General features: G+C 40.7%; 20 protein-coding genes and 1 tRNA gene. 19 read left to right on the top strand and 2 right to left on the bottom strand.

The annotated features are described in order from the left end of the window. The first annotated feature begins 111 nt into the window (after nt 1-111). From IEU71_RS05215 to IEU71_RS05125, 19 genes are all read left to right on the top strand, one after another. Nucleotides 112-804, top strand: coding sequence for a PTS sugar transporter subunit IIAB (locus tag IEU71_RS05215; RefSeq protein WP_051586154.1), 693 nt, complete (start codon nt 112-114; stop codon nt 802-804). Between the two features lie 453 nt (nt 805-1,257). Then, nucleotides 1,258-2,532: a uracil-xanthine permease family protein gene (locus IEU71_RS05210; RefSeq protein ID WP_004911737.1), complete on the top strand. Its 1,275-nt coding sequence runs from the start codon at nt 1,258-1,260 to the stop codon at nt 2,530-2,532. A gap of 305 nt (nt 2,533-2,837) precedes the next feature. After that, a complete protein-coding gene (atpB, locus tag IEU71_RS05205; RefSeq protein WP_004911735.1) occupies nt 2,838-3,563 on the top strand; it encodes a F0F1 ATP synthase subunit A in 726 nt (241 codons plus the stop codon). 168 nt (nt 3,564-3,731) lie between these two features. Beyond that, nucleotides 3,732-3,959 (top strand): F0F1 ATP synthase subunit C, encoded by a 228-nt coding sequence (gene atpE / locus IEU71_RS05200; RefSeq protein WP_004902064.1) that lies wholly within the window; start codon nt 3,732-3,734, stop codon nt 3,957-3,959. Between the two features lie 26 nt (nt 3,960-3,985). Next, entirely contained in the window at nt 3,986-4,489 is a 504-nt protein-coding gene (atpF, locus tag IEU71_RS05195; protein ID WP_004911733.1) for a F0F1 ATP synthase subunit B, read from the top strand. Nucleotides 4,490-4,500: 11 nt separating this feature from the next. Next, nucleotides 4,501-5,043 carry an ATP synthase F1 subunit delta gene (atpH, locus tag IEU71_RS05190; protein ID WP_004911731.1) on the top strand — a complete coding sequence of 181 codons (543 nt, stop codon included), beginning with the start codon at nt 4,501-4,503 and terminating at the stop codon, nt 5,041-5,043. 12 nt (nt 5,044-5,055) lie between these two features. Continuing rightward, a complete protein-coding gene (gene atpA, locus IEU71_RS05185; protein WP_004911729.1) occupies nt 5,056-6,573 on the top strand; it encodes a F0F1 ATP synthase subunit alpha in 1,518 nt (505 codons plus the stop codon). Nucleotides 6,574-6,587: 14 nt separating this feature from the next. After that, complete coding sequence (locus IEU71_RS05180; protein WP_004911728.1) at nt 6,588-7,496, top strand: F0F1 ATP synthase subunit gamma; 909 nt, start codon at nt 6,588-6,590, stop codon at nt 7,494-7,496. A gap of 147 nt (nt 7,497-7,643) precedes the next feature. Beyond that, entirely contained in the window at nt 7,644-9,044 is a 1,401-nt protein-coding gene (gene atpD / locus IEU71_RS05175; RefSeq protein ID WP_004911725.1) for a F0F1 ATP synthase subunit beta, read from the top strand. A gap of 14 nt (nt 9,045-9,058) precedes the next feature. Continuing rightward, nucleotides 9,059-9,502: a F0F1 ATP synthase subunit epsilon gene (locus IEU71_RS05170; protein ID WP_004911722.1), complete on the top strand. Its 444-nt coding sequence runs from the start codon at nt 9,059-9,061 to the stop codon at nt 9,500-9,502. 333 nt (nt 9,503-9,835) lie between these two features. Then, nucleotides 9,836-10,879, top strand: a complete 1,044-nt coding sequence (locus IEU71_RS05165) for a phosphate/phosphite/phosphonate ABC transporter substrate-binding protein (RefSeq protein ID WP_004911720.1) — start codon at nt 9,836-9,838, stop codon at nt 10,877-10,879. A gap of 95 nt (nt 10,880-10,974) precedes the next feature. Continuing rightward, nucleotides 10,975-11,721 carry a phosphonate ABC transporter ATP-binding protein gene (phnC, locus tag IEU71_RS05160; RefSeq protein WP_004911716.1) on the top strand — a complete coding sequence of 249 codons (747 nt, stop codon included), beginning with the start codon at nt 10,975-10,977 and terminating at the stop codon, nt 11,719-11,721. Then, nucleotides 11,721-12,542 (top strand): phosphonate ABC transporter, permease protein PhnE, encoded by an 822-nt coding sequence (gene phnE / locus IEU71_RS05155; RefSeq protein WP_004911713.1) that lies wholly within the window; start codon nt 11,721-11,723, stop codon nt 12,540-12,542. Before phnC ends, phnE (IEU71_RS05155) begins: the two co-directional genes overlap by 1 nt. Before the next feature lie 10 nt (nt 12,543-12,552). Next, on the top strand, nt 12,553-13,362 hold the full coding sequence (gene phnE / locus IEU71_RS05150; protein ID WP_004911711.1) for a phosphonate ABC transporter, permease protein PhnE: 810 nt from the start codon (nt 12,553-12,555) through the stop codon (nt 13,360-13,362). 48 nt (nt 13,363-13,410) lie between these two features. After that, on the top strand, nt 13,411-14,916 hold the full coding sequence (locus IEU71_RS05145) for a bifunctional metallophosphatase/5'-nucleotidase (protein ID WP_004911709.1): 1,506 nt from the start codon (nt 13,411-13,413) through the stop codon (nt 14,914-14,916). A gap of 205 nt (nt 14,917-15,121) precedes the next feature. Then, nucleotides 15,122-15,718, top strand: coding sequence for a LysM peptidoglycan-binding domain-containing protein (locus IEU71_RS05140; protein WP_004911708.1), 597 nt, complete (start codon nt 15,122-15,124; stop codon nt 15,716-15,718). Between the two features lie 212 nt (nt 15,719-15,930). After that, nucleotides 15,931-17,166 carry an NADH-dependent flavin oxidoreductase gene (locus tag IEU71_RS05135; RefSeq protein ID WP_004911706.1) on the top strand — a complete coding sequence of 412 codons (1,236 nt, stop codon included), beginning with the start codon at nt 15,931-15,933 and terminating at the stop codon, nt 17,164-17,166. Nucleotides 17,167-17,230: 64 nt separating this feature from the next. Continuing rightward, nucleotides 17,231-17,302: transfer RNA gene (locus IEU71_RS05130), tRNA-Glu, on the top strand. A gap of 180 nt (nt 17,303-17,482) precedes the next feature. Then, entirely contained in the window at nt 17,483-17,773 is a 291-nt protein-coding gene (locus IEU71_RS05125) for a bacteriocin immunity family protein (RefSeq protein WP_004911703.1), read from the top strand. A 55-nt stretch (nt 17,774-17,828) separates the two neighbouring features. Here IEU71_RS05125 and proC read toward each other — a convergent pair whose 3' ends face one another. Continuing rightward, the gene (gene proC, locus IEU71_RS05120; protein ID WP_004911702.1) at nt 17,829-18,596 is read right to left on the bottom strand and encodes a pyrroline-5-carboxylate reductase; all 768 of its coding nucleotides are present in this window, start codon (nt 18,594-18,596) and stop codon (nt 17,829-17,831) included. A 60-nt stretch (nt 18,597-18,656) separates the two neighbouring features. Further along, nucleotides 18,657-20,060, bottom strand: coding sequence for a DHA2 family efflux MFS transporter permease subunit (locus IEU71_RS05115; RefSeq protein WP_004911700.1), 1,404 nt, complete (start codon nt 20,058-20,060; stop codon nt 18,657-18,659). Between the last annotated feature and the right edge of the window lie 27 nt (nt 20,061-20,087).

Genomic DNA, 20,087 nt, shown 5'->3' with positions numbered 1-20,087 from the left:
AAACACTCAACTGGCAATCACCACGAAAGGTTTTTCAGCAGTTTGCAGTGTTCGGTTAATTCTTGCAATCTACCTTATTTATATAATTGTACGACGCGTTTACGTTACAAAATGACTGATACGACATTGGCCGATGTTAACGCGCTAAAACATGCTCCGGGTGTTATGGGTGTTAATGTTTTAGACCAACATCAAATTCATATTGTGATTGGGCCAGATGTGCAATTTGTGGCAGATAATATTCAAAACATTTATGACGGCAACTTGTCACCGATGCTGGCGACACCATTAAAATCAAGAGAAATGACAACCGCGAGGGCGACAACACCAGCTAACCATACGACAGTTGAATCACTTTTTGCGGTAGCTGATGGGCAACTTTTACATTTGGAACATGTCAAAGATGATACGTTTGCCAGCAAAGTGATGGGAGATGGTTTTGCAATTGAGCCTATTAATGGTAATGTTTTATCGCCGATTGATGGTGAAATTACAATGATTGCACCAACACAACATGCTATCGGTATTAAAACAGAGCGTGGTACAGATGTGTTGGTTCACATGGGCATTGACACAGTCGCTATGAATGGCGCGCCATTTGATCTTAAAATTGCCGTCGGTGATCATGTCAAACATGGGGATTTACTGGCAGATATGAACATTGAAGCAATTCATCAAGCTGACAAAATGGCAACGATTATGGTGATTTGCCTCGAATTACCAGAAACAGCCACCGTTAAAATTGATGACGAATTGGATTTTGATGGTCATGGTGGGAACTATGTCGGTCAAATAATGTACTAAAATAAGGATAAAAAACAGTTGAAAGCGCTTACAAAGAATGATATACTATAGTTAATCAAATAAGAGGAGGCCATGAATGTCGCAAAACAATTTGACAGAAATTGAAGCAGTTCAAGGTAACGCCTCGCAGACTAAGGTTGAGATGATTTAATTATTCGAATCAGAATAAACAAATGCTAATGATAAAGCGCAATCAACTGAAGTCACAAAAGTACACAGGTTATCCGAATGATATATATGTAGCAGACAAATTTTGTCTGACCACCCCAAAAATAGTGGGATGACGTTGTGTACTGGCAAGGAGCGAGGTGTTGCGTGACAGTGGATGTTTCAGCAACACTATGCGTTTGCCGCGCATATTTGACAAAATTATATAACAAAAAACCTGACATCATCGTGCATGAGGTCAGGTTTTTTGTATATAATAGATTCAATACGTTCAGGAGAGTAATTATGTCAGAAAATACCAATAGCAATGCTATCTATGATCTTCATGACAAACCACCATTTTTAGTTTGGCTTGGATTATCATTGCAGCATTTGTTTTCAATGTTTGGCGCAACAGTCTTAGTACCGTTGCTAGTTGGGTTAAATCCCGGCGTAGCCTTGTTTACTTCGGGAGTCGGCACACTCTTACATCTATTGATTACGCGTGGTAAAGTGCCGGCGTACATGGGCTCAAGTTTTGCCTTTATTATACCAATGGCTTCGCTTTTGAAAACAATTGGCTATCCTGCCGTTGCGCAAGGTATCATTTCTGTTGGTCTAGTTTATTTAATTGTTGCACTTGTTGTGACATTTACAGGAACTGGTTGGATCGAATACATTTTTCCAGCGGAAGTTGTTGGTCCGATTATTATGGTTATCGGTCTGAGTTTAGCTGGTTCAGCTGCTAGCTCTGCGACAATGCTTAACAATAAATATGATTGGCGCGTCTTTGTTGTCGCTTTGGTTACACTCCTTGCGACAATTGCATTTAATATGTTCTTAAAGGGATTCTTGGGTTTGCTGCCTGTGTTGCTGGGAATTATATTTGGTTATATTGTCGCGTTAATGGTTGGTCTAGTTGACCTAAGCCCAGTTGCTTCAGCGCACTGGTTCCAATTACCTAACTTTGAAACCTTTATTGGTAAAAATGGCTTCGTCTTTTATCCGGCAGCGGTGCTGAGCATGGCGCCTTTGGCGTTAGTAACCCTATCAGAACATTTAGGTCATTTGATGGTATTGTCTAAAATTACTGGGCATGATTTTTTCGCTAATCCTGGCTTGAAACGTACGTTAACTGGTGACGGTACGGCTTCAGTAGTCGCTGGATTGGTTGGTGGACCTGCAGTAACGTCATACGGGGAAAACATTGGTGTTATGCAGTTAAGTCGTGTTTACTCAGTATGGGTTATTGGTGGTGCGGCATTTTTCGCCGTTGTTTTCAGTTTCATTGGTAAGTTATCTGCATTGATTTCAACTATTCCTGGTGCCGTTACTGGTGGTGTTGGTTTCATGCTTTACGGTGTCATTGCGGCGGCGGGACTGCAGGTCATTGTAGACAATAAGGTTGATTACAGTAAAAAGCGCAATTTAATGATTGCTGCACCGATTCTTGTGGTTGGTATTGGTAATTTCCATTTACAGTTAAGTTCGCAAGTGGACTTTTCAGGTGTCGCTATTGCTACCGTTTTGGGAATTGTGTTGAATCTAGTTTTGCCAAAAGTGGCTGCTAGTGAAAAGTAATTTGAATAAACTTTGCGAAAAGGTGTTGTGTTAGGCTAAAAATGCTGAAACACAACCCTTTTTTGATTGAAATTGTGATGAAATAATCTTGTTGCCAATCGAAATTAATCAGTCAAAATTTTAATTTATGGGCGTTGATAACTATGTTGACAACCTTACGAAGTCAAGATAATAAAAAGTTTGTGAAAAAGGTCGCGCTAAGTGGTTGAAATTCAAACTGAAAGGCGTATCATAGGTTTATATTATGACGAATAGCCGAAATACTTACGACCATTTCGCCAAATATTTGAGAAAGGAGAAGGCGCATGGATGACCCAATGGCAACGTTTGAGTTTCTTGGTTTGACCTTTGATTGGACCACCATTATTTCAACGTTGCTGGCTATGGCGATTGTTGTCATTGTCTCAGTTGTATTGACCCGCAATCTTAGTGTAAAACCTAACAAGCGGCAAAATGTGATTGAATATTTGTTAGATTTCACGAACGGTATCGTTGGTGGACAACTATCAAAAAAACAAGCACGTCAATTTGGTTTGTTCGCATTTACATTGTTTTTCTTTATAATTGTGTCAAACGAAATGGGCTTGCTGTTACAAATTAAGCTTGGTGATGGTGTGACTTATATTAAGTCACCAACGGCCAACCCAATTGTAACAATGACTTTGGCAATTATGTCGTTAATGGTAGCTCATGGTATGGGCGTGCAGGAACTTGGCTTTAAGGGCTATATCAAGAATATGTTCTTCACACCGTATTCATGGATGTTACCATTGAATATTATCGAACAATTAGCCAATTTCTTGACGTTGTCACTGCGTTTGTTTGGTAACATCTTCGCTGGCGAAATGTTGCTGACACTCGTAGCTAACAGTTTGGCATGGCCAGGACACTTTAATGGTCTTTGGTCAGTGTTGTCATTGCCAATCGAAATGGTTTGGCAAGGATTTTCACTCTTTATTGGTGCCATTCAAGCATACGTATTTGTTATTTTGACGGGTGTGTTTATTTCACAATTGTCAGGTAATGAATAGTGTTGTTGGAGCAAATGGGATTTGTGCCACAATCACACTAGACCTAGTTGTTTAATGGGGTTATGACACGAGTTGGTTTGCCAAAAGAACGCGAGAGCGTATCATCTATATAGTATAAAGTGTGTGGTATGGGGACCCCTACTACACGGTACAATAAGGAGAAATCTAATGGATTTGCACAATCTTGGTGTAATCGCAGCAGGTCTTGCAGCTGCTGGAGCTGCCGTTGGTGGTGGTATTGGTAACGGTGTTTTGATCTCACAGTTCTTGGCAGGTATGAGTCGCCAACCTGAACTTGAAAGTCGTTTGTTGTCACGTATGTTCTTGGGTGTCGCGTTGGTCGAAGTTATGCCAATTTTGTCAATCGTCTTCGCCTTCATGTTGATGGGCAAGTAATCACATAATAGTAGCGGAGGAAAATCATGTTGGGATTAACAACATTAGCAGCACTTCCATTGGGAAATATGCTGTTTATTATCATTGCCTTCCTCTTGTTGATGCTCATTTTGAAGAAGGTGGCCTACGGACCATTGACAAAAATTCTTGACGAACGTGCAGATAAAATTTCTTCTGATATTGACGGAGCTGAATCAGCTCGTCAAGAGGCAGAACAATTAGCATCACAACGTCAATCTGAGCTAGCCGAGACGCGTCAAAACGCCACAAAAGTGGTAGCAGATGCCAAGGCAAGTGCTCAAAAGCAAAGTGATTCATTGATTGCTGCTGCAACTGATCGCGCAGCTTCAATTAACCAACAAGCTCAGACGGATGCACAAAAGCTCAAGGAAGACGCAATTTCTGGTGCAAAAGATGATGTAGCAGCCCTTTCAGTGGCTATTGCGTCAAAGTTGATGCAAAAGGAATTGTCGTTGAATGATCAACAAGCATTAATTGATGCTTACATTTCAGATTTAGAAACTAAATAAGGAGTATTGGGATGGCAAAAAATATTAAAGAAATTGCTGACCAATACGCCAAAGCAATTTTTGAGCTAGCAAGTGAACAAAATCAGCTTGATGATGTCTTGCGTGACTTAGAAACGATTCAAAAGTTAATCACTGAGAATCCAAGTTTTGTAACTGTTGTGACTGCTTCGGATTTAACGACGACAGATCGTGAACAATTGTTACAGACACTCACAAAAGGCGCAGCGGAGTCAATTCAAAATTTGGTTAAGCTGTTGGCACGTAATGATCGCATAGACATTTTGTCTTTGGTCATTGATCAATTTGTCAATCATTATAATGAGGCCAAAGGTATCGTTGATGTCAAAGCAACGACAGCTGTTGCTTTAGATGACCAACGTTTAGATAAATTAGCGACCGTATTTGCAACCAAGACGGGTGCAAAACAAGTTAATATTGAAAACGTAGTTGATAGCAGCATCCTTGGTGGTGTTATCTTGCAATCACAATCAATTTTGATTGATGGTAGCTTACAAACAAAAATTGCCAAAATGAAGGCACAATTATTAGGTTAGTGAGGAAGAATAATGGCTATTCAAGCTGAAGAAATATCTGCTTTAATTAAGCAACAGCTCGAAAAGTTCGACACAACGCTAACTGTAGAAGAAGTGGGAACTGTCACTTATGTTGGTGATGGTGTGGCCCGTGTAACTGGCTTGGCTAACGCCTTGGCTGGTGAACTTGTCGAATTTGCTAATGGCACTTACGGCATGGCCCAAAACCTCGAATCAAACGAAGTCGGTATCATCATTCTTGGTGGTTTTGACGACATTCGTGAAGGTGACACAGTAAAGCGTACTGGCCGTATCATGGAAGTGCCAGTTGGCGAACAATTAATCGGACGCGTTGTAAATGCTTTGGGTCAACCAATTGATGGATTGGGTGATATCAAAACTGATAAGACACGCCCTGTTGAAGTAAAAGCACCCGGTGTTATGCAACGTAAATCAGTTTTTGAACCGTTGCAAACTGGAATTAAAGCAATCGATGCCCTTGTTCCTATTGGACGAGGACAACGTGAATTGATTATTGGTGACCGTAAGACTGGTAAAACGTCTTTGGCTATCGATACAATTTTGAACCAAAAAGATCAAAACATGATTGTTATCTATGTGGCTATTGGTCAAAAGGATTCAACTGTGCGTACACAAGTTGAAACTTTGCGCCAAATGGGTGCTATGGATTACACAATCGTTGTTAACGCTGGTCCTTCTGAACCAGCTCCTATGTTGTATTTGGCGCCTTATGTCGGTGCAGCAATGGGTGAAGAATTTATGTACAATGGCAAGCACGTGTTGATCGTGTACGACGATTTGTCAAAGCAGGCTACGGCTTACCGTGAACTGTCATTGATTCTTCGTCGTCCGCCCGGACGTGAAGCTTATCCCGGTGATGTTTTCTACTTGCATTCACGTTTGCTAGAACGTGCTGCCAAGTTAAGTGATGAATTAGGTGGTGGTTCAATGACTGCTTTGCCATTCATCGAAACACAAGCCGGCGATGTTTCAGCATATATTCCAACCAACGTTATTTCAATTACCGATGGTCAAGTGTTCTTGGATGCTGATCAATTCTATGCTGGTGTTCGTCCTGCTATTGATGCTGGAACTTCTGTTTCTCGTGTTGGTGGTGATGCACAAATCAAAGCTATGAAGAAGGTTGCTGGTACGTTGCGTTTGGATTTGGCTTCTTTCCGTGAATTGGAAAGTTTCGCCCAATTCGGATCTGACTTGGATTCAGCGACACAAGCAAAGTTGGCTCGTGGTCGCCGCACAGTTGAAGTGCTGAAGCAACCATTACACAAGCCAATGCCAGTACAACATCAGGTTGTTGTCTTGTATGCTTTGACACATGGTTACTTGGATGATGTTGCTGTCGAAGATATTCAACGTTTCCAAGATGAATTAATTGCTTATGTTGACGCCAATGCGTCTGGTTTGTTTAAGACAATTGTTGAAACCAAGAACTTACCTGAAGAGGCTGATTTGAATGCAGCAATTGAGGCCTTTAAGGCTGGCTTTGCTGGATCTGAATCAGCAGAATAAAAGGAGGCGCTGCAATGGCTTCTTTGCAAGATATTCAGCGTCGTATTTCATCAACTAAGAAAACGCGCCAAATTACGAGTGCCATGCAAATGGTTTCAACGGCCAAGTTGAGTCAAATTCAAAAGTATAGTGCTGGATATGGTGCTTATGCTGCTCGTTTAGAGACGGTGGTTGAACATCTTGTCTCTGCACATCTTTTCGATAATGCGGATGCTGAACATATTCCGTTGATTGCACAACGTCCAATCCAAAAAACAGGTATCTTGGTGGTAACATCAGACCGTGGTTTGGTTGGTTCATATAACGCCAACGTTATTAAGCAAACCAATGCATTATTAGAGAAATTGAATTTGGATACCACTAACACAGCTATTCTTGCTGTGGGTGGTAATGGTGCCGATTTCTACAAAAAACGTGGGTTTGAAGTGATTTTAGAACATCGCGGTGTGTCGGATGTGCCATCATTCAACGAAATTCGTTCTGTTGTCAAAACAGTAACGAGTTTGTATGAAACTGGCGTATTTGATGCCTTGCATGTTGTGTATAACCACTTCGTTAACCGATTGACTAGTGAGTACCGTGATGTCCAGTTATTGCCACTAACGACAGATACGTTGGAAGCAATGGGTGGAACAGAAGCGCAAAAAGCGGAACTAGACGTTCAATCTACGTATGAAATCGAACCAGACACAACGGCAGTGTTGAATGTTGTCTTACCACAATTTGCACAAAGCTTAGTGTATGAAGCGGTGCTTGACGCAAAAACGGCTGAACATGCGGCTTCATCAACTGCGATGAAGGGCGCTACTGATAACGCTAAGGACCTAATTGGTCGTTTAGAGTTACAGTTTAACCGAGCACGTCAAGCAGCGATTACGACTGAAATTACAGAAATTACTGGTGGTATGGCTGCGTTAGAGTAAGCCGACTGTCACATTAAATAAAACACAACTACTGTTTGTGTAGCATGCATCAATAATTGCCCGATATCAAAACTATTTGTGATGACACATTTGGACAGATGATAAAGGTAATTCAGTTATTGATGTTTATCATGAAAGGAAACGACAATGAGTACTGGAAAAGTCGTACAAGTGATTGGTCCGGTCGTTGATGTTGCGTTTGAAGCTGGTCAACAAGTGCCAGATATTAACAATGCGCTTGTCATTGACAAAGGCGAAGGCCAAACATTAACAGTTGAAGTATCTTTGGCATTAGGTGACGGGATTGTCCGTAGTATTGCCATGGATTCAACAGATGGACTTCAACGCGGTATGTCAGTCACTGATACTGGTAAGCCAATCCAAGTCCCAGTTGGTGAAGCAACATTAGGACGCGTGTTCAACGTTTTGGGAGAACCTGTCGACAACAATGGCGAAATTGCCAATGATGTCCCACGTAGTTCAATTCACCGTGAAGCGCCTAAATATGACGAATTAACAAACTCAACCGAAATTTTGGAAACGGGTATTAAGGTTATTGATTTATTGGCACCTTATGTTCGTGGTGGAAAAATTGGTTTGTTTGGTGGTGCCGGTGTTGGAAAAACAGTTCTAATCCAAGAATTGATTCACAATATTGCACAAGGGCACAATGGTATTTCAGTTTTCACAGGTGTCGGAGAACGTACCCGTGAAGGTAATGATATGTACCACGAAATGGAAGAATCAGGCGTTTTGAAACAAACAGCCATGGTTTATGGTCAAATGAACGAACCACCAGGTGCACGTATGCGTGTTGCTTTGACTGGTTTGACAATGGCTGAAAACTTCCGTGACAATGAAGGTAAGGATGTGTTGTTGTTTATTGATAACATTTTCCGTTTCACTCAAGCTGGTTCTGAAGTGTCAGCCTTGTTGGGCCGTATTCCATCAGCCGTTGGTTACCAGCCAACGTTGGCGACAGAAATGGGACAATTGCAGGAGCGAATTACTTCAACTAAGAAGGGTTCAGTTACCTCAATTCAAGCCGTTTATGTGCCTGCCGATGATTATACTGATCCGGCACCTGCCACAACATTTGCGCACTTGGATGCAACAACCAACTTGGAGCGTTCATTGACACAGCAAGGTATTTATCCTGCGGTTGATCCTCTAGCATCAACTTCATCAGCTTTGGATCCACAAATCGTTGGTCAAGAGCACTATGAAGTTGCAACTGAAGTGCAACGTACTTTGCAACGTTATCGCGAATTGCAAGATATTATCTCAATTTTGGGTATGGATGAATTGTCAGATGAAGAGAAAACGACTGTTAACCGTGCACGTCGTATTCAATTCTTCTTGTCACAACCATTCTCAGTTGCTGAGACGTTTACTGGTATCAATGGTGAATATGTACCAGTTGCTGAAACTGTACGTTCATTCAAGGAAATTTTGGATGGTAAATATGATGATTTGCCAGAAGATGCGTTCCGTAACGTTGGTGCTATTGAACAAGTTGTTGAAAAAGCCAAGACAATGGCCCAATAAGGGGGTATTGACATATGGCAGATGAAACAACTGCAACACACGGCATCCAAGTTCAAATTGTTACGCCAGCTGGGGATATTTACAATGAAAGCGGTATTGATATCGCGATTGTAAATACGCAAGGTGGTCAAATTGGAATTATGGCAAAACACGTTCCTATCTTAGCTGCATTGACGATTGATGAATTAATTGTCAAGCGTGGTGATCATAAAGAATCATTGGCCGTAAATGGTGGTATTGCTGAATTTTCTAATAACATTTTGACAGTGATTGCTGACAGTGCTGAAACATCTGACACAATTGATGTGTCACGTGCTGAAAGTGCTAAAGAACGTGCGGAAGCGCGTTTAGCTCATGCCCAAGATGACAACAATGACGAAGAATTAAAGCGTGCACGTATTGCTTTGATGCGTGCCGTTAACCGAATTCACGTTGCTGCCTTGAAATCTGGACGTTAAATCAATTTACAAAAACCTCGAAATAGTTATTTCGGGGTTTTTATGATGGCATTAATTTGTATAAAAAGCGCTTACAAACTAAACGTTCGTATTTTTATTAAAAATCATGACGAATGTTCAGAACATTCCGTACATTAATTTTAAAAATGAGGAAATACTTAATAATTATTTTGCTATGATGATGATTTTTTTGGTAAAGTAGTATCTGGACAGACATTGAATTTTTCTTGACAAAAGTTTGACGAAAATTTGACAATGCTTGTGTAGAATAAACTGGTAACGCAATGGTTACTAAAACGAGAGAGACCGTTAAGGTCACAGGAGAACTGAATCATGAAACAGACTGCTAAGCAGATCATCCGTTTGAGTATGGTTTTTGCTGTTGCATTGATTGCTTTTGCGACATTGAGTGTGCAGAGCGCAAGTGCAGCAACTAAGACAATCAAGGAATTGAAAATCTATTTTGTTCCTTCAAAGCAACCTGATCAAATTGTAACAGCAACTAAGCCATTGAAAGGCTTGTTGAAAGCACAATTAGAAAAGCAAGGTTATAATGTTAAGAATGTTGATATCAAAGTAGGTACAAGTTATGAAGCTGCCGGAGAAGCACTAACATCAGGCACTGCCGATGTTGGTTTCATTCCGGGTGGTACTTATGTGATGTATGAAGACGGCGTTCAAGTTTTGTTAACCGCAACTCGTGCCGGTTTAAATAAAGACTTTACTTCTGCTGCAAAGTGGAATGATGGTAAGGCAACTGAACCTACTAAAAAGCAAGCAGCGACATATCGTTCATTGTTTATCGCTGGTCCTTCTGCAAAGGGACAGGAATTGGCTAAGAAAATCAATGCAGGTAAAAAGTTGACATGGAAAGACTTGAACTCTGCTAAGTGGGGCTTGTCATCAACCACTTCTTCAGCCGGCTATATTTATCCATCATTGTGGTTGAATAAAAAGTACAATAAGACAGTGACTGACTTGTCAAATACAGTTCAGGTTGATTCATACGGTTCAGGTATGGCACGTTTAGCTTCTGGACAAATTGATATTTTGCCAGTTTATGCAAATGCACGTCGTGATTTTGCGGACGCATGGACAAAAGATTATAAGCAATCAAAGTCAATTTGGGCTGAAACAAACGTTATCGGTGTTTCACAACCAATCTACAACGACACAATTTCTGTTTCAAAGAAGTCAAAGATTATGACTAAGAAGTTTAAGTCAGCTTTGTCAAAGTCATTTATCAAACTGGCTAAGACTAAAGAAGGTAAAAAAGTGATTGCGATCTATTCACACGAAGGTTATGTTAAGGCAAAGTCATCTAACTATGACGGTGAACGTGCAGCACAAAAAGTGTTAAAAGAGTCAACTAAGTAAAAATCAACGACATTAATAAGCGGCTCCAGGGCTGCTTTTTATTGCGTTTGGTGCCTTAAATGGCGCCAATACATATTATAGTTTAGGAAGAAAAAATGATTAAATTTGAGCATGTTTCAAAAACGTACCCCAACGGTGTGAAGGGTTTGCAAGATATCAATTTAGAAATTGAAGATGGTGAATTTGTGGGCATTATCGGCATGTCTGGTGCTGGAAAGTCTACTTTTATTAGAACTATTAATCGGTTGAATGACATCACTGAAGGTAAATTGACGGTTGACGGTGTCGAAATTTCTAACTTGAAAGGGAAAGCATTACGCCGTTTTCGTCGCAAGGTGGGTATGATTTTTCAGTCATATAACTTGGTGCCCCGTATTACGGTTATTCGTAATGTTATGAGTTCATTGGTACCAGATATGCCGTTATGGCGGGTCATTTTGGGGCTATTCTCAAAGAATGATAAAATGCGTGCGTTAGAGGCGCTAGATCGTATTTCGATGTTAGATAAGGCTTTTGTTAGAACTGATCAATTGTCTGGTGGACAACAACAGCGTGTGTCATTGGCAAGAACTTTGGCACAAAATCCATCAGTGCTTTTGGCGGATGAACCAGTGGCCGCACTTGATCCTGTGACAGCGCATGAGGTAATGGACGATTTTAAACGCATTAATGACGAACTTGGTCAAACCGTTTTGATCAATATTCACCATGTCGACCTAGCTCTGGATTATGCCAAACGTATCATTGGTATTCGTTCTGGACGTGTTGTATATGACGGACCAGTTTCTGGTGTAACACAAGAAATTTTAGATAATATCTATTCAAAAGATGAGGCCGAATAATGTGGTGGTATGATAAATTATTTAAAGCTAAGAAATACACGTTAGCCAACGGTAAAACAGTCAGCCAAAAGTTTACGAGAACACCATTGATTTTGCTGATACTGTTAATTATTTTAATTATTTCAGTTGTTGTAACTGGTTTTAGTTTACCAACCTTATTTGCTAATTTTCAGCAGTTTTGGGTTGTCTTTGGCGATTTATTTCCACCAAAGTGGTCTTATTTTCCATCAGTTTGGCAACCTTTAATTGATACGATTAAAATGTCACTATTTGGATCTTTCTTTGGTGCAGTGGTGGCCTTGCCATTAGCAATATTGGCGGCTAACAATGTTACTAATAATCGATTCGTCAATCTTATTGTGCGGTTTGCGTTGACAGTGTTGCGGACATTGCCAACATTAGTTGCCGCCCTAATTGCGACTTATATTTTTGGATTAGGCACATTTGCTGGTACGGTTGCTATCTTTATGTTTAGTTTATCTTTTGTTGGTAAACAACTATTTGAGTATATTGAAACAGTGGACATGGGGGCGTATGAAGCCTTGATTGCCACAGGTGCAAATGCACCGCGAGCGTTTGTTACGGCTATTATGCCACAAATTTTGCCGACTTATTTGTCGACATCATTATTTGCTTTTGAAGGTAATGTTCGCTATGCTGCCATTTTAGGTTACGTTGGCGCTGGTGGTATTGGTATGATTTTGAACCAAAAAATTGGTTGGCGTGAATTTCAAAGTGTTGGCATGATCTTGGTTTCATTATTTGTTGCCGTGGTGCTGATTGAAACATTGAGCCAACAACTACGAAAATTCTTGAGTTAAGGAGAACAACATGAATAAAAAACTAGAAGCTGTTCTGCTGACACAACCTAAACGTGCGAAATACTATATCACCGCTGCTATCATTGTATTGATTGCCTTGGTTTGGTCATCATCTGCTGTCAATCAAATGACTTTGACTGACAAAGGGTGGCGAATTGGTTGGAATATCCTAGAAGGAATTGTGACACCAGACAAAGACCTATTATTCGGTGGTGGTGATACTGGTGTTGCCTATTTGGTTTTGCAAACAATCGCAATTGCTTTTCTTGGGACACTAGTTGGTGCAATTATTGCGGTGCCATTGTCATTTATTTCAGCCACAAATATAGTGCCGAAACCAGTTGTCGTGGTAACACGGTTTGTGATTATGGCGATTCGGACAGTACCATCATTGGTATATGGTTTGATGTTTATTCGCGTCACTGGGCCAGGACCATTTGCCGGTGTGATGACACTGGCAGTTGTCTCTATCGGTATGATTTCAAAACTATTTATTGAGACAATTGAAGATTTGGATTCGGGCATCTTGGAATCATTAGATGCAGCGGGTAGCACATTTTTCCAAAAAATCCGTTATGGCGTTTTGCCACAACTCAGTTCAGACTTTATCTCAATTCTTGCTTACCGATTTGATATGAATCTACGTGAAGCCACTATTTTAGGACTGGTTGGTGCTGGGGGCATTGGTGCGCCAATGATTTTTGCAATGAGTGGGTATGAGTGGCACAAAGTTGGGGCCATTCTAATTGGTCTGTTTGTGCTAATTTTTGTCATTGAGTACTTATCAGATAAATTACGTCAGCACTTACTACATGGTTAGAAGATGGGCAGCCTCATTGGCTGCCTTGTTTTTGAAAGAAGGAATTTAATGAAGCATTTCAAGTTATATTACACTTCGGATGTTCACGGTTACTTATGGCCAACTGACTACATTCAAAGCGGTTCACAACCACAAGGCCTTATCAATGTGGCCGCGAATTATCAAAAAGATGGCAACACCCTAGTAATTGATGGTGGTGATATGTATCAAGGATCACCACTACTACAATACCTTAAGAAAAATAAAGACATTGACGCAGTATCAGACATGATGAATATGGCAGGATATGACTATGTTACGCTTGGTAATCATGACTTTAATGCGGGCTATGACGAACTCAAGAAACATTTGGCAAATCTGAATGCAACTGTGTTAGCTGAAAATGTTACAGATGAGAGTGGACAAACCTTATATCCAGCAGAAATTAAGACCCTAGCTGATGGCACAAAAGTTGGTTTAATTGGTTTAGTGACGGACTATATTAATATTTGGGAGAAACCAGAACATCTCGCAGGTATTAAAATTGAATCACCTTTGATTAAAGCGGCTCAAACTATCGCACGCCTGCGCCAATCAGCTGATGTTTTGATAGGTATTTATCATGGTGGTTATGAGCGTGACTTGGATTCCGGCAAGGTAATTAGTACAACATCTGAAAATATTGCTTGGCAACTCACTGCAGAACTTGATTTGGATATTTTATTGACAGCACATCAGCATGGTCAAGTGCCGGCCCAGTTAATGAATGACACATTAACGCTACAATTACCTAACCAAGCTAAGTTTTTCGCACAAATTGATGGCGAGCTAAGAGACGGGAAATGGTTATTCACTGCATCAACAAATGCTGCTGGCACGACTAGCCAACCTGACATGCTTAAAGCCTTGCAACCACTCAATGACAAAGTTGAAGCGTGGTTGGATCAGCCAATCGCTAATTTGACATCATCTGTTGCAGTTGCAGAACCGTTAACTTTGGCGCAATATGGTAATGATGTTTTACGATGGGTTGCAGCAGTACAACTGGCTGCTACCGGTGCACAAATTACATTGCAAGGCTTAAACAACAACCCGTCAAGTTTGCCAAAACGGTTGACACTCAGATCAATTTTGCAAAATTACCCATTTGATAATACATTGGTCACGAAACGTATTTCTGGTGCTGATCTACGCGTTGGATTGGAGCATACAGCAAATTATTTTGTTATCGAAGGTCAGAAACTAGCGGTTAATCCTGATTGGTTGAAACCAAAAGTGGAACATTATAACTACGACTTGGCGTTTGGTATTGATTATGAAATTGATGTCCGTAAGCCAATAGGACAACGTATTACAAAATTAAAGTATCAGGGCGAAGATATTCAAGATAGCGATTATTTTAGTGTTGCGATGAACAATTATCGTGCTGTCGGTGGTGGTGATTACAAAGCTTATGCTGATTCAGAGACGATTTATTCGGGTGATAAGGCTGTTCAAGATATGTTAGTTGCCTATTTTGAAGATCATGATCAGTTACCAGAGAAGCCACAATTACAGTTAAAAGTCCGATATTAATCCTTTATTGTAAATCTTAAGATTTTTATAAGACAATTAGTATGGTAAATGTATAATAAATAATAGTATGTAATGTTCCTGATATGAAACAGATGTTTGCTTATTATATTCAGCGACTAAACTAATACTCGTAAGTTAATTACATGACTTCATCAATTCGGATGTTGTCATCTTCGAACAGACAACTTAGGAGTACAAATACATAATGTTTAATATTAAGAAGACTTTGACCATCGCTGCTGGTGTTGCAGGCGCCTTTGCCTTTGGTGGTGCACATGCTAGTGCCGACACAACAACAGCCCCATCAGACTATGTTGTGCAATCTGGTGACACATTGAACAAATTGTCAGCAAAGTATGGTGTTTCAGTTGACACAATTGCGACTAATAACAACATTTCAAACGTTAACTTGATCGTTGTTGGTCAACATTTGTCATTTGCCACAGCAACTAAAGCGGCAGCAACGACTGCACAATCAACAACTACTGCAGCAGCAACGACAAGCACAACGACAACAACTACTACTACTACTTCATCTTCAGTAACAACGTCAACTTCAAGTGACAGCTCTAATTCTGCTGCATTGAATGCTTTGATTGCTCGTGAATCAGGTGGTAATGTTAACGCTACAAACGGTCAATATTATGGTATTGGTCAACTTTCAGCACAAGCCCGTGCCATTTACGGTGGTAACACAGCTGATTATAACGACCAATTGAATGCCATGAAGGCGTATATTGCAGCACGTTACGGTACAGCTGAAAATGCTTGGGCACACTCACAAGCAACTGGTTGGTATTAATTTTTTAATCAAACCATGATATCAAAACATCCTCAATTTGCGGGGATGTTTTTTTAGTTAAGAAAATTTATGGTAATTAACCATAAATTTAATGCGCTAATTGTTTGTGTCATATCGAGTGTGCACTAGTAAAAACGATATTCACTGAGGTACGTCGAATCTTGCCACTGGTCAACTCGTGACACAGTAACATATCGTGTTACAATATTGATATGCAAATAAATTACGATTTTTTAGACTCATATACATTTAAAAATAAGCAAATGACAGTACGTAATCATGTTGTGATGGCTCCGACAACATTACGTGCGTCTTTTGAAGATGGTAGTGTAACGGATAATGAGTTGCGCTATTACCAAATGCGCAGCGGTGGTCCCGGAATCATTGTGAGTGAAGTTGCACATGTCAATAATTTAGGAAAAGGTTGGGAAGGTGGTATTTCCGCCGCTGATGACGACAAAATTGCGGGGTTATCACGTTTAGCCAGTGCCATACAATCAGGCGGGGCAAAAGCGATACTGCAATTATTTTCTGCTGGCCGGCAGACGACTACTGCGATATTGCGTGGGCAACAACCGGTATCTGCGTCAGCCGTTGCGTATCCACGTGGCGACTTTGAAACGCCACGCGCGTTAACCCATCAAGAAATTGCGCAAACAATTGATGACTTTGCTGCTGCAACGAAAAGAGCTATTTTGGCCGGGTTTGATGGTGTTGAACTTCATGGCGCGAATTTGTATTTGATGCAACAGTTCTTTTCACCTGACAGTAATCAACGTGATGACATTTGGGGTGGAACATTGGAGAAACGGATGCGCTTTGGTTTAGCGGTTACTGCTAAGGTCGCGCAAACCATCGAGCAGTATGCTGATCGGCCATTTTTACTCGGCTATCGTCAATCACCTGAAGAACCAATGACACCGGGGATTACATTGCAAGATTCGTTAGCTTTTGTCAACAAATTAATTGACTTGCCAGTTGATTATCTACATTTGTCATTGAAAAATGCCTTTCAAACACCGTTTAAAGATAAGGATGATCAGAAAAAAATTGTTGATTGTTATCGACAGGCACTACCAGACGACTTTCCACTGATGGTGGCTGGCTTAGTAAAACAGCCTATGCAAGTTGAAGAGCTGATGGATACTGGTGTGACTTTTGCGGCCATGGGGCGTGAATTGATTGTTGAACCCAACTGGGTGCAAAAGGTGAAGATGAATGATGAACGGGCAATTCGGTATGCCATTTCGCCATCAGATTTCGACTTGTTGGGTGTCCCCAAACCATTGGAACAATGGTTATTGACACGCTTTAAGAATGGATTACCGGTGACGACAGATCTGGAATTTGATCCGAACAAGCCTTGGCGTTATTACAAAAGTACACCGGTCAAAGTGACAAAACAAATTGATCCAACAAAACTGATGACTTTGAAGAAAAAGGGTTGACGAGTATTTGAATTCTTGGTATACTAATATAGTTGTTTAGCGAGAGCGAACAACAACTGACCATGGCTCGTTGGTCAAGTGGCTAAGACGCTGCCCTTTCACGGCGGAATCGAGAGTTCGATTCTCTCACGAGCTACTAAAAGTCGCAACTTCGGTTGCGGCTTTTTGTGTGCTCTCAGACGTTTAATGCATTATTATTTTTAAAATGAACTGTTGCTGATAAAAAGTAGTATGATGTAAATAATCAATGCTAAAATGATAGGATGGCACGTCATGTAACGTATGTTGTCCATTAAGCAAAATCGGGGGAATGATAATGATGACATGGAAGACACCAGATAAAAATTGGTTGCTAGACAATTTGGTTGATTTAATTTTAGATGAAACCATTACGAGTGCTGAACGTGATATATTTGTTAACAATAAAACCCAACTAGAAAAGAGTCAAAATGATCGCGCTGTGGCTGCGTCGCTCAAAAGTAGTTTATCACGGCTTGCAGTCGAGCAACAGTTGACATCTGCATCGACACAGTTTCTTGTCGAATTATCTCAGCGCTATATTGGTGCAAACGATATGGGCGGTCGTGATGTTTTGTTCAGTATTTGATTTAACAATTTTGATTGCTCACTAAAAAAGCACTTCATGATTGAAGTGCTAGTGATTAGGCGTGTTTATGATTGACGGTCGCTGAAATAGCTTTGGCAACAATATCATCAAATTGATTAGCTTCAAAATTATCTAGACCAGCGCGTGTTGAGCCACCCGGTGATGCAACGCTATTCATGAGTGTGACGGCGTCGCTGCCTGACTGATTTAGAGTGCTTGCAGAACCTAAAACAGTTTGCGTTGCAATACTTGCAGCTTGTTTTTCGTCCAAGCCATTATCAACACCTGCTTTGGTCAATGCGTCAATGAACTTGAAGGCATAGGCAGGACCGGAACCGGCAATGGCAGAAAATATTGCGAACTGATCTTCCTCGAGTATGACACTGTTGCCTAACAAATGCCAAAAATGAGTAACGCTTTTATTTTGTTCCGCGTCTATGTTGTCGGCAAAAGCGAGCGCTGTGTTACCTTGCCCAATAGCTGAATTGATGTTGGGTAAAGCGCGAACATTGAATGCATTTGGAATAGCTTGATTTAGATCAGAAATCGTGATTTGTGCTAACACAGAGACGACAATTTTATTAGTGAAATTAAGCGTAGCACCAATGTCTGTTAACTGATTAGGTAAAAACGCTAATATGATGATGTCACTTTGGTTAATAACTGTTTGTGAATCAGCAGCATTGATGTGAAGTTCCTCTGCCAACGACTTGGCACGGTGTGGTGAAGACACGTAAATATCTGCTGGATCAACATTCGCGTGCAACAGTCCTTTCATCATCGCCGTCGCCATGTTGCCGGCACCAATAAACCCGTAGGTCATAACAATACCTCCAATTAATTAAGTTTATTTATATTATAACTGAAATAGTCGAAGCACTTGCTACTTTTTGGTGATAACTGGTTTGGGTTTAAGCAAACTAGTCATCGCTGCAGCAACAAGCATTAACAACGCAGCAGTTAAAAAAGTGATGTGGACGCCATGCAAATTGACAAGTAAACTACTAGCTTGTTGGTGGTGCAGCTGATAATTAGTAGCACTTTTTGTCATAATTGTTACCAAGGCTGCCGTACCAAACGAAGCAGCCAACTGACGAATCGTTGTAAACATGGCCGAACCATCAGGGATGATGTTAAGAGGTAGTGCATTAAATGCTTCAGTTTGGATCGGCATCAAAACCAAGACTAGCCCCAGTTGCCGTACAAATTGTCCAATGACAGCGAACCAAAGTGGCGTTGTCAACGTTAATGAAGCAAGAATAAAAGTACCCACAGCGGTAATTAAGATACCGGTAAGGGTGAGATATTTGGCACCATAGCGATCATATAAGCGGCCACTCCATGGTGACAAAAATGCTGTAACCAATGCCCCGGGGAATAAAACCAAACCAGAAATAAAGGCAGAAGCACCACGGACATTTTGCATATAAAGTGGTAACATTAACGCACCACCGTACATAGCCATCATCAAAACAATATTAATCAAAACAGCAACATTGAACTCTCGATGAGAAAAAACGCTCATGTTAAGCAATGGCGTTGACGTATGCAATTGATGAAGGATGAATAATGTTGTGACAACCAAGCCAATTACCACAAAACCCCAAACAGTGAAGTCATGCCACGGGGTACCGCCTGCATTTGAAAAGCCGTAAAGTAACGATCCTAAACCAATACTTGATAGAATAACACCGAGTACATCGAACTTTAATCGTTTTGGTGTGCCAATGTTGTTTAAGAGAAAATATGCCAAAATAAAATTAGCAATAATGAGGGGTGCAACAATGTAAAACAGAAAACGCCAATTCAGATTAGTTACAATAAATCCAGACAAGCTCGGCCCTAGGGCTGGCGCAAAGTTTAGCGCCAACCCAATCGTTCCCATTGCCGATCCACGACGATCAGGGGCAAATAAATTCATCACAACGACATTCATTAATGGTCCAAAAACACCGGCGCCCATTGCTTGAATCATACGACCCGTGATCAAAATTTCAAAGTTAGGCGCAAAGCCAGCAGTAATCGTTCCAATCGCAAATAGACCAACCGCTGTCAGATAAAGCGCACGTGTTGTTAGGCGTTGAATGAGGAAGGCAGTTAAAGGTACCATAATGCCATTGACTAACATATAACCATTGGTTAGCCACTGTCCTAATGCGGTTGAAATGTGAAATTCACGCATAATATCAGGTAGGGCAACGTTCATCAGTGTTTGATTTAAGAAGCCAAGGAAAGTACCAATCACTAAAATGATTAAAATTGTGCGATTTTTTTGAGATATATTCAAGCAATAACATCCTTTCTTTTTGAAATT

Origin of the sequence: Leuconostoc falkenbergense, from assembly GCF_014634805.1 — a bacterium.
Classification (GTDB): Bacteria; Bacillota; Bacilli; order Lactobacillales; family Lactobacillaceae; genus Leuconostoc; species Leuconostoc falkenbergense.
The sequence above is the reverse complement of the archived record's forward strand: the minus strand, read 5'-3'. Positions and strand labels throughout refer to the sequence as shown.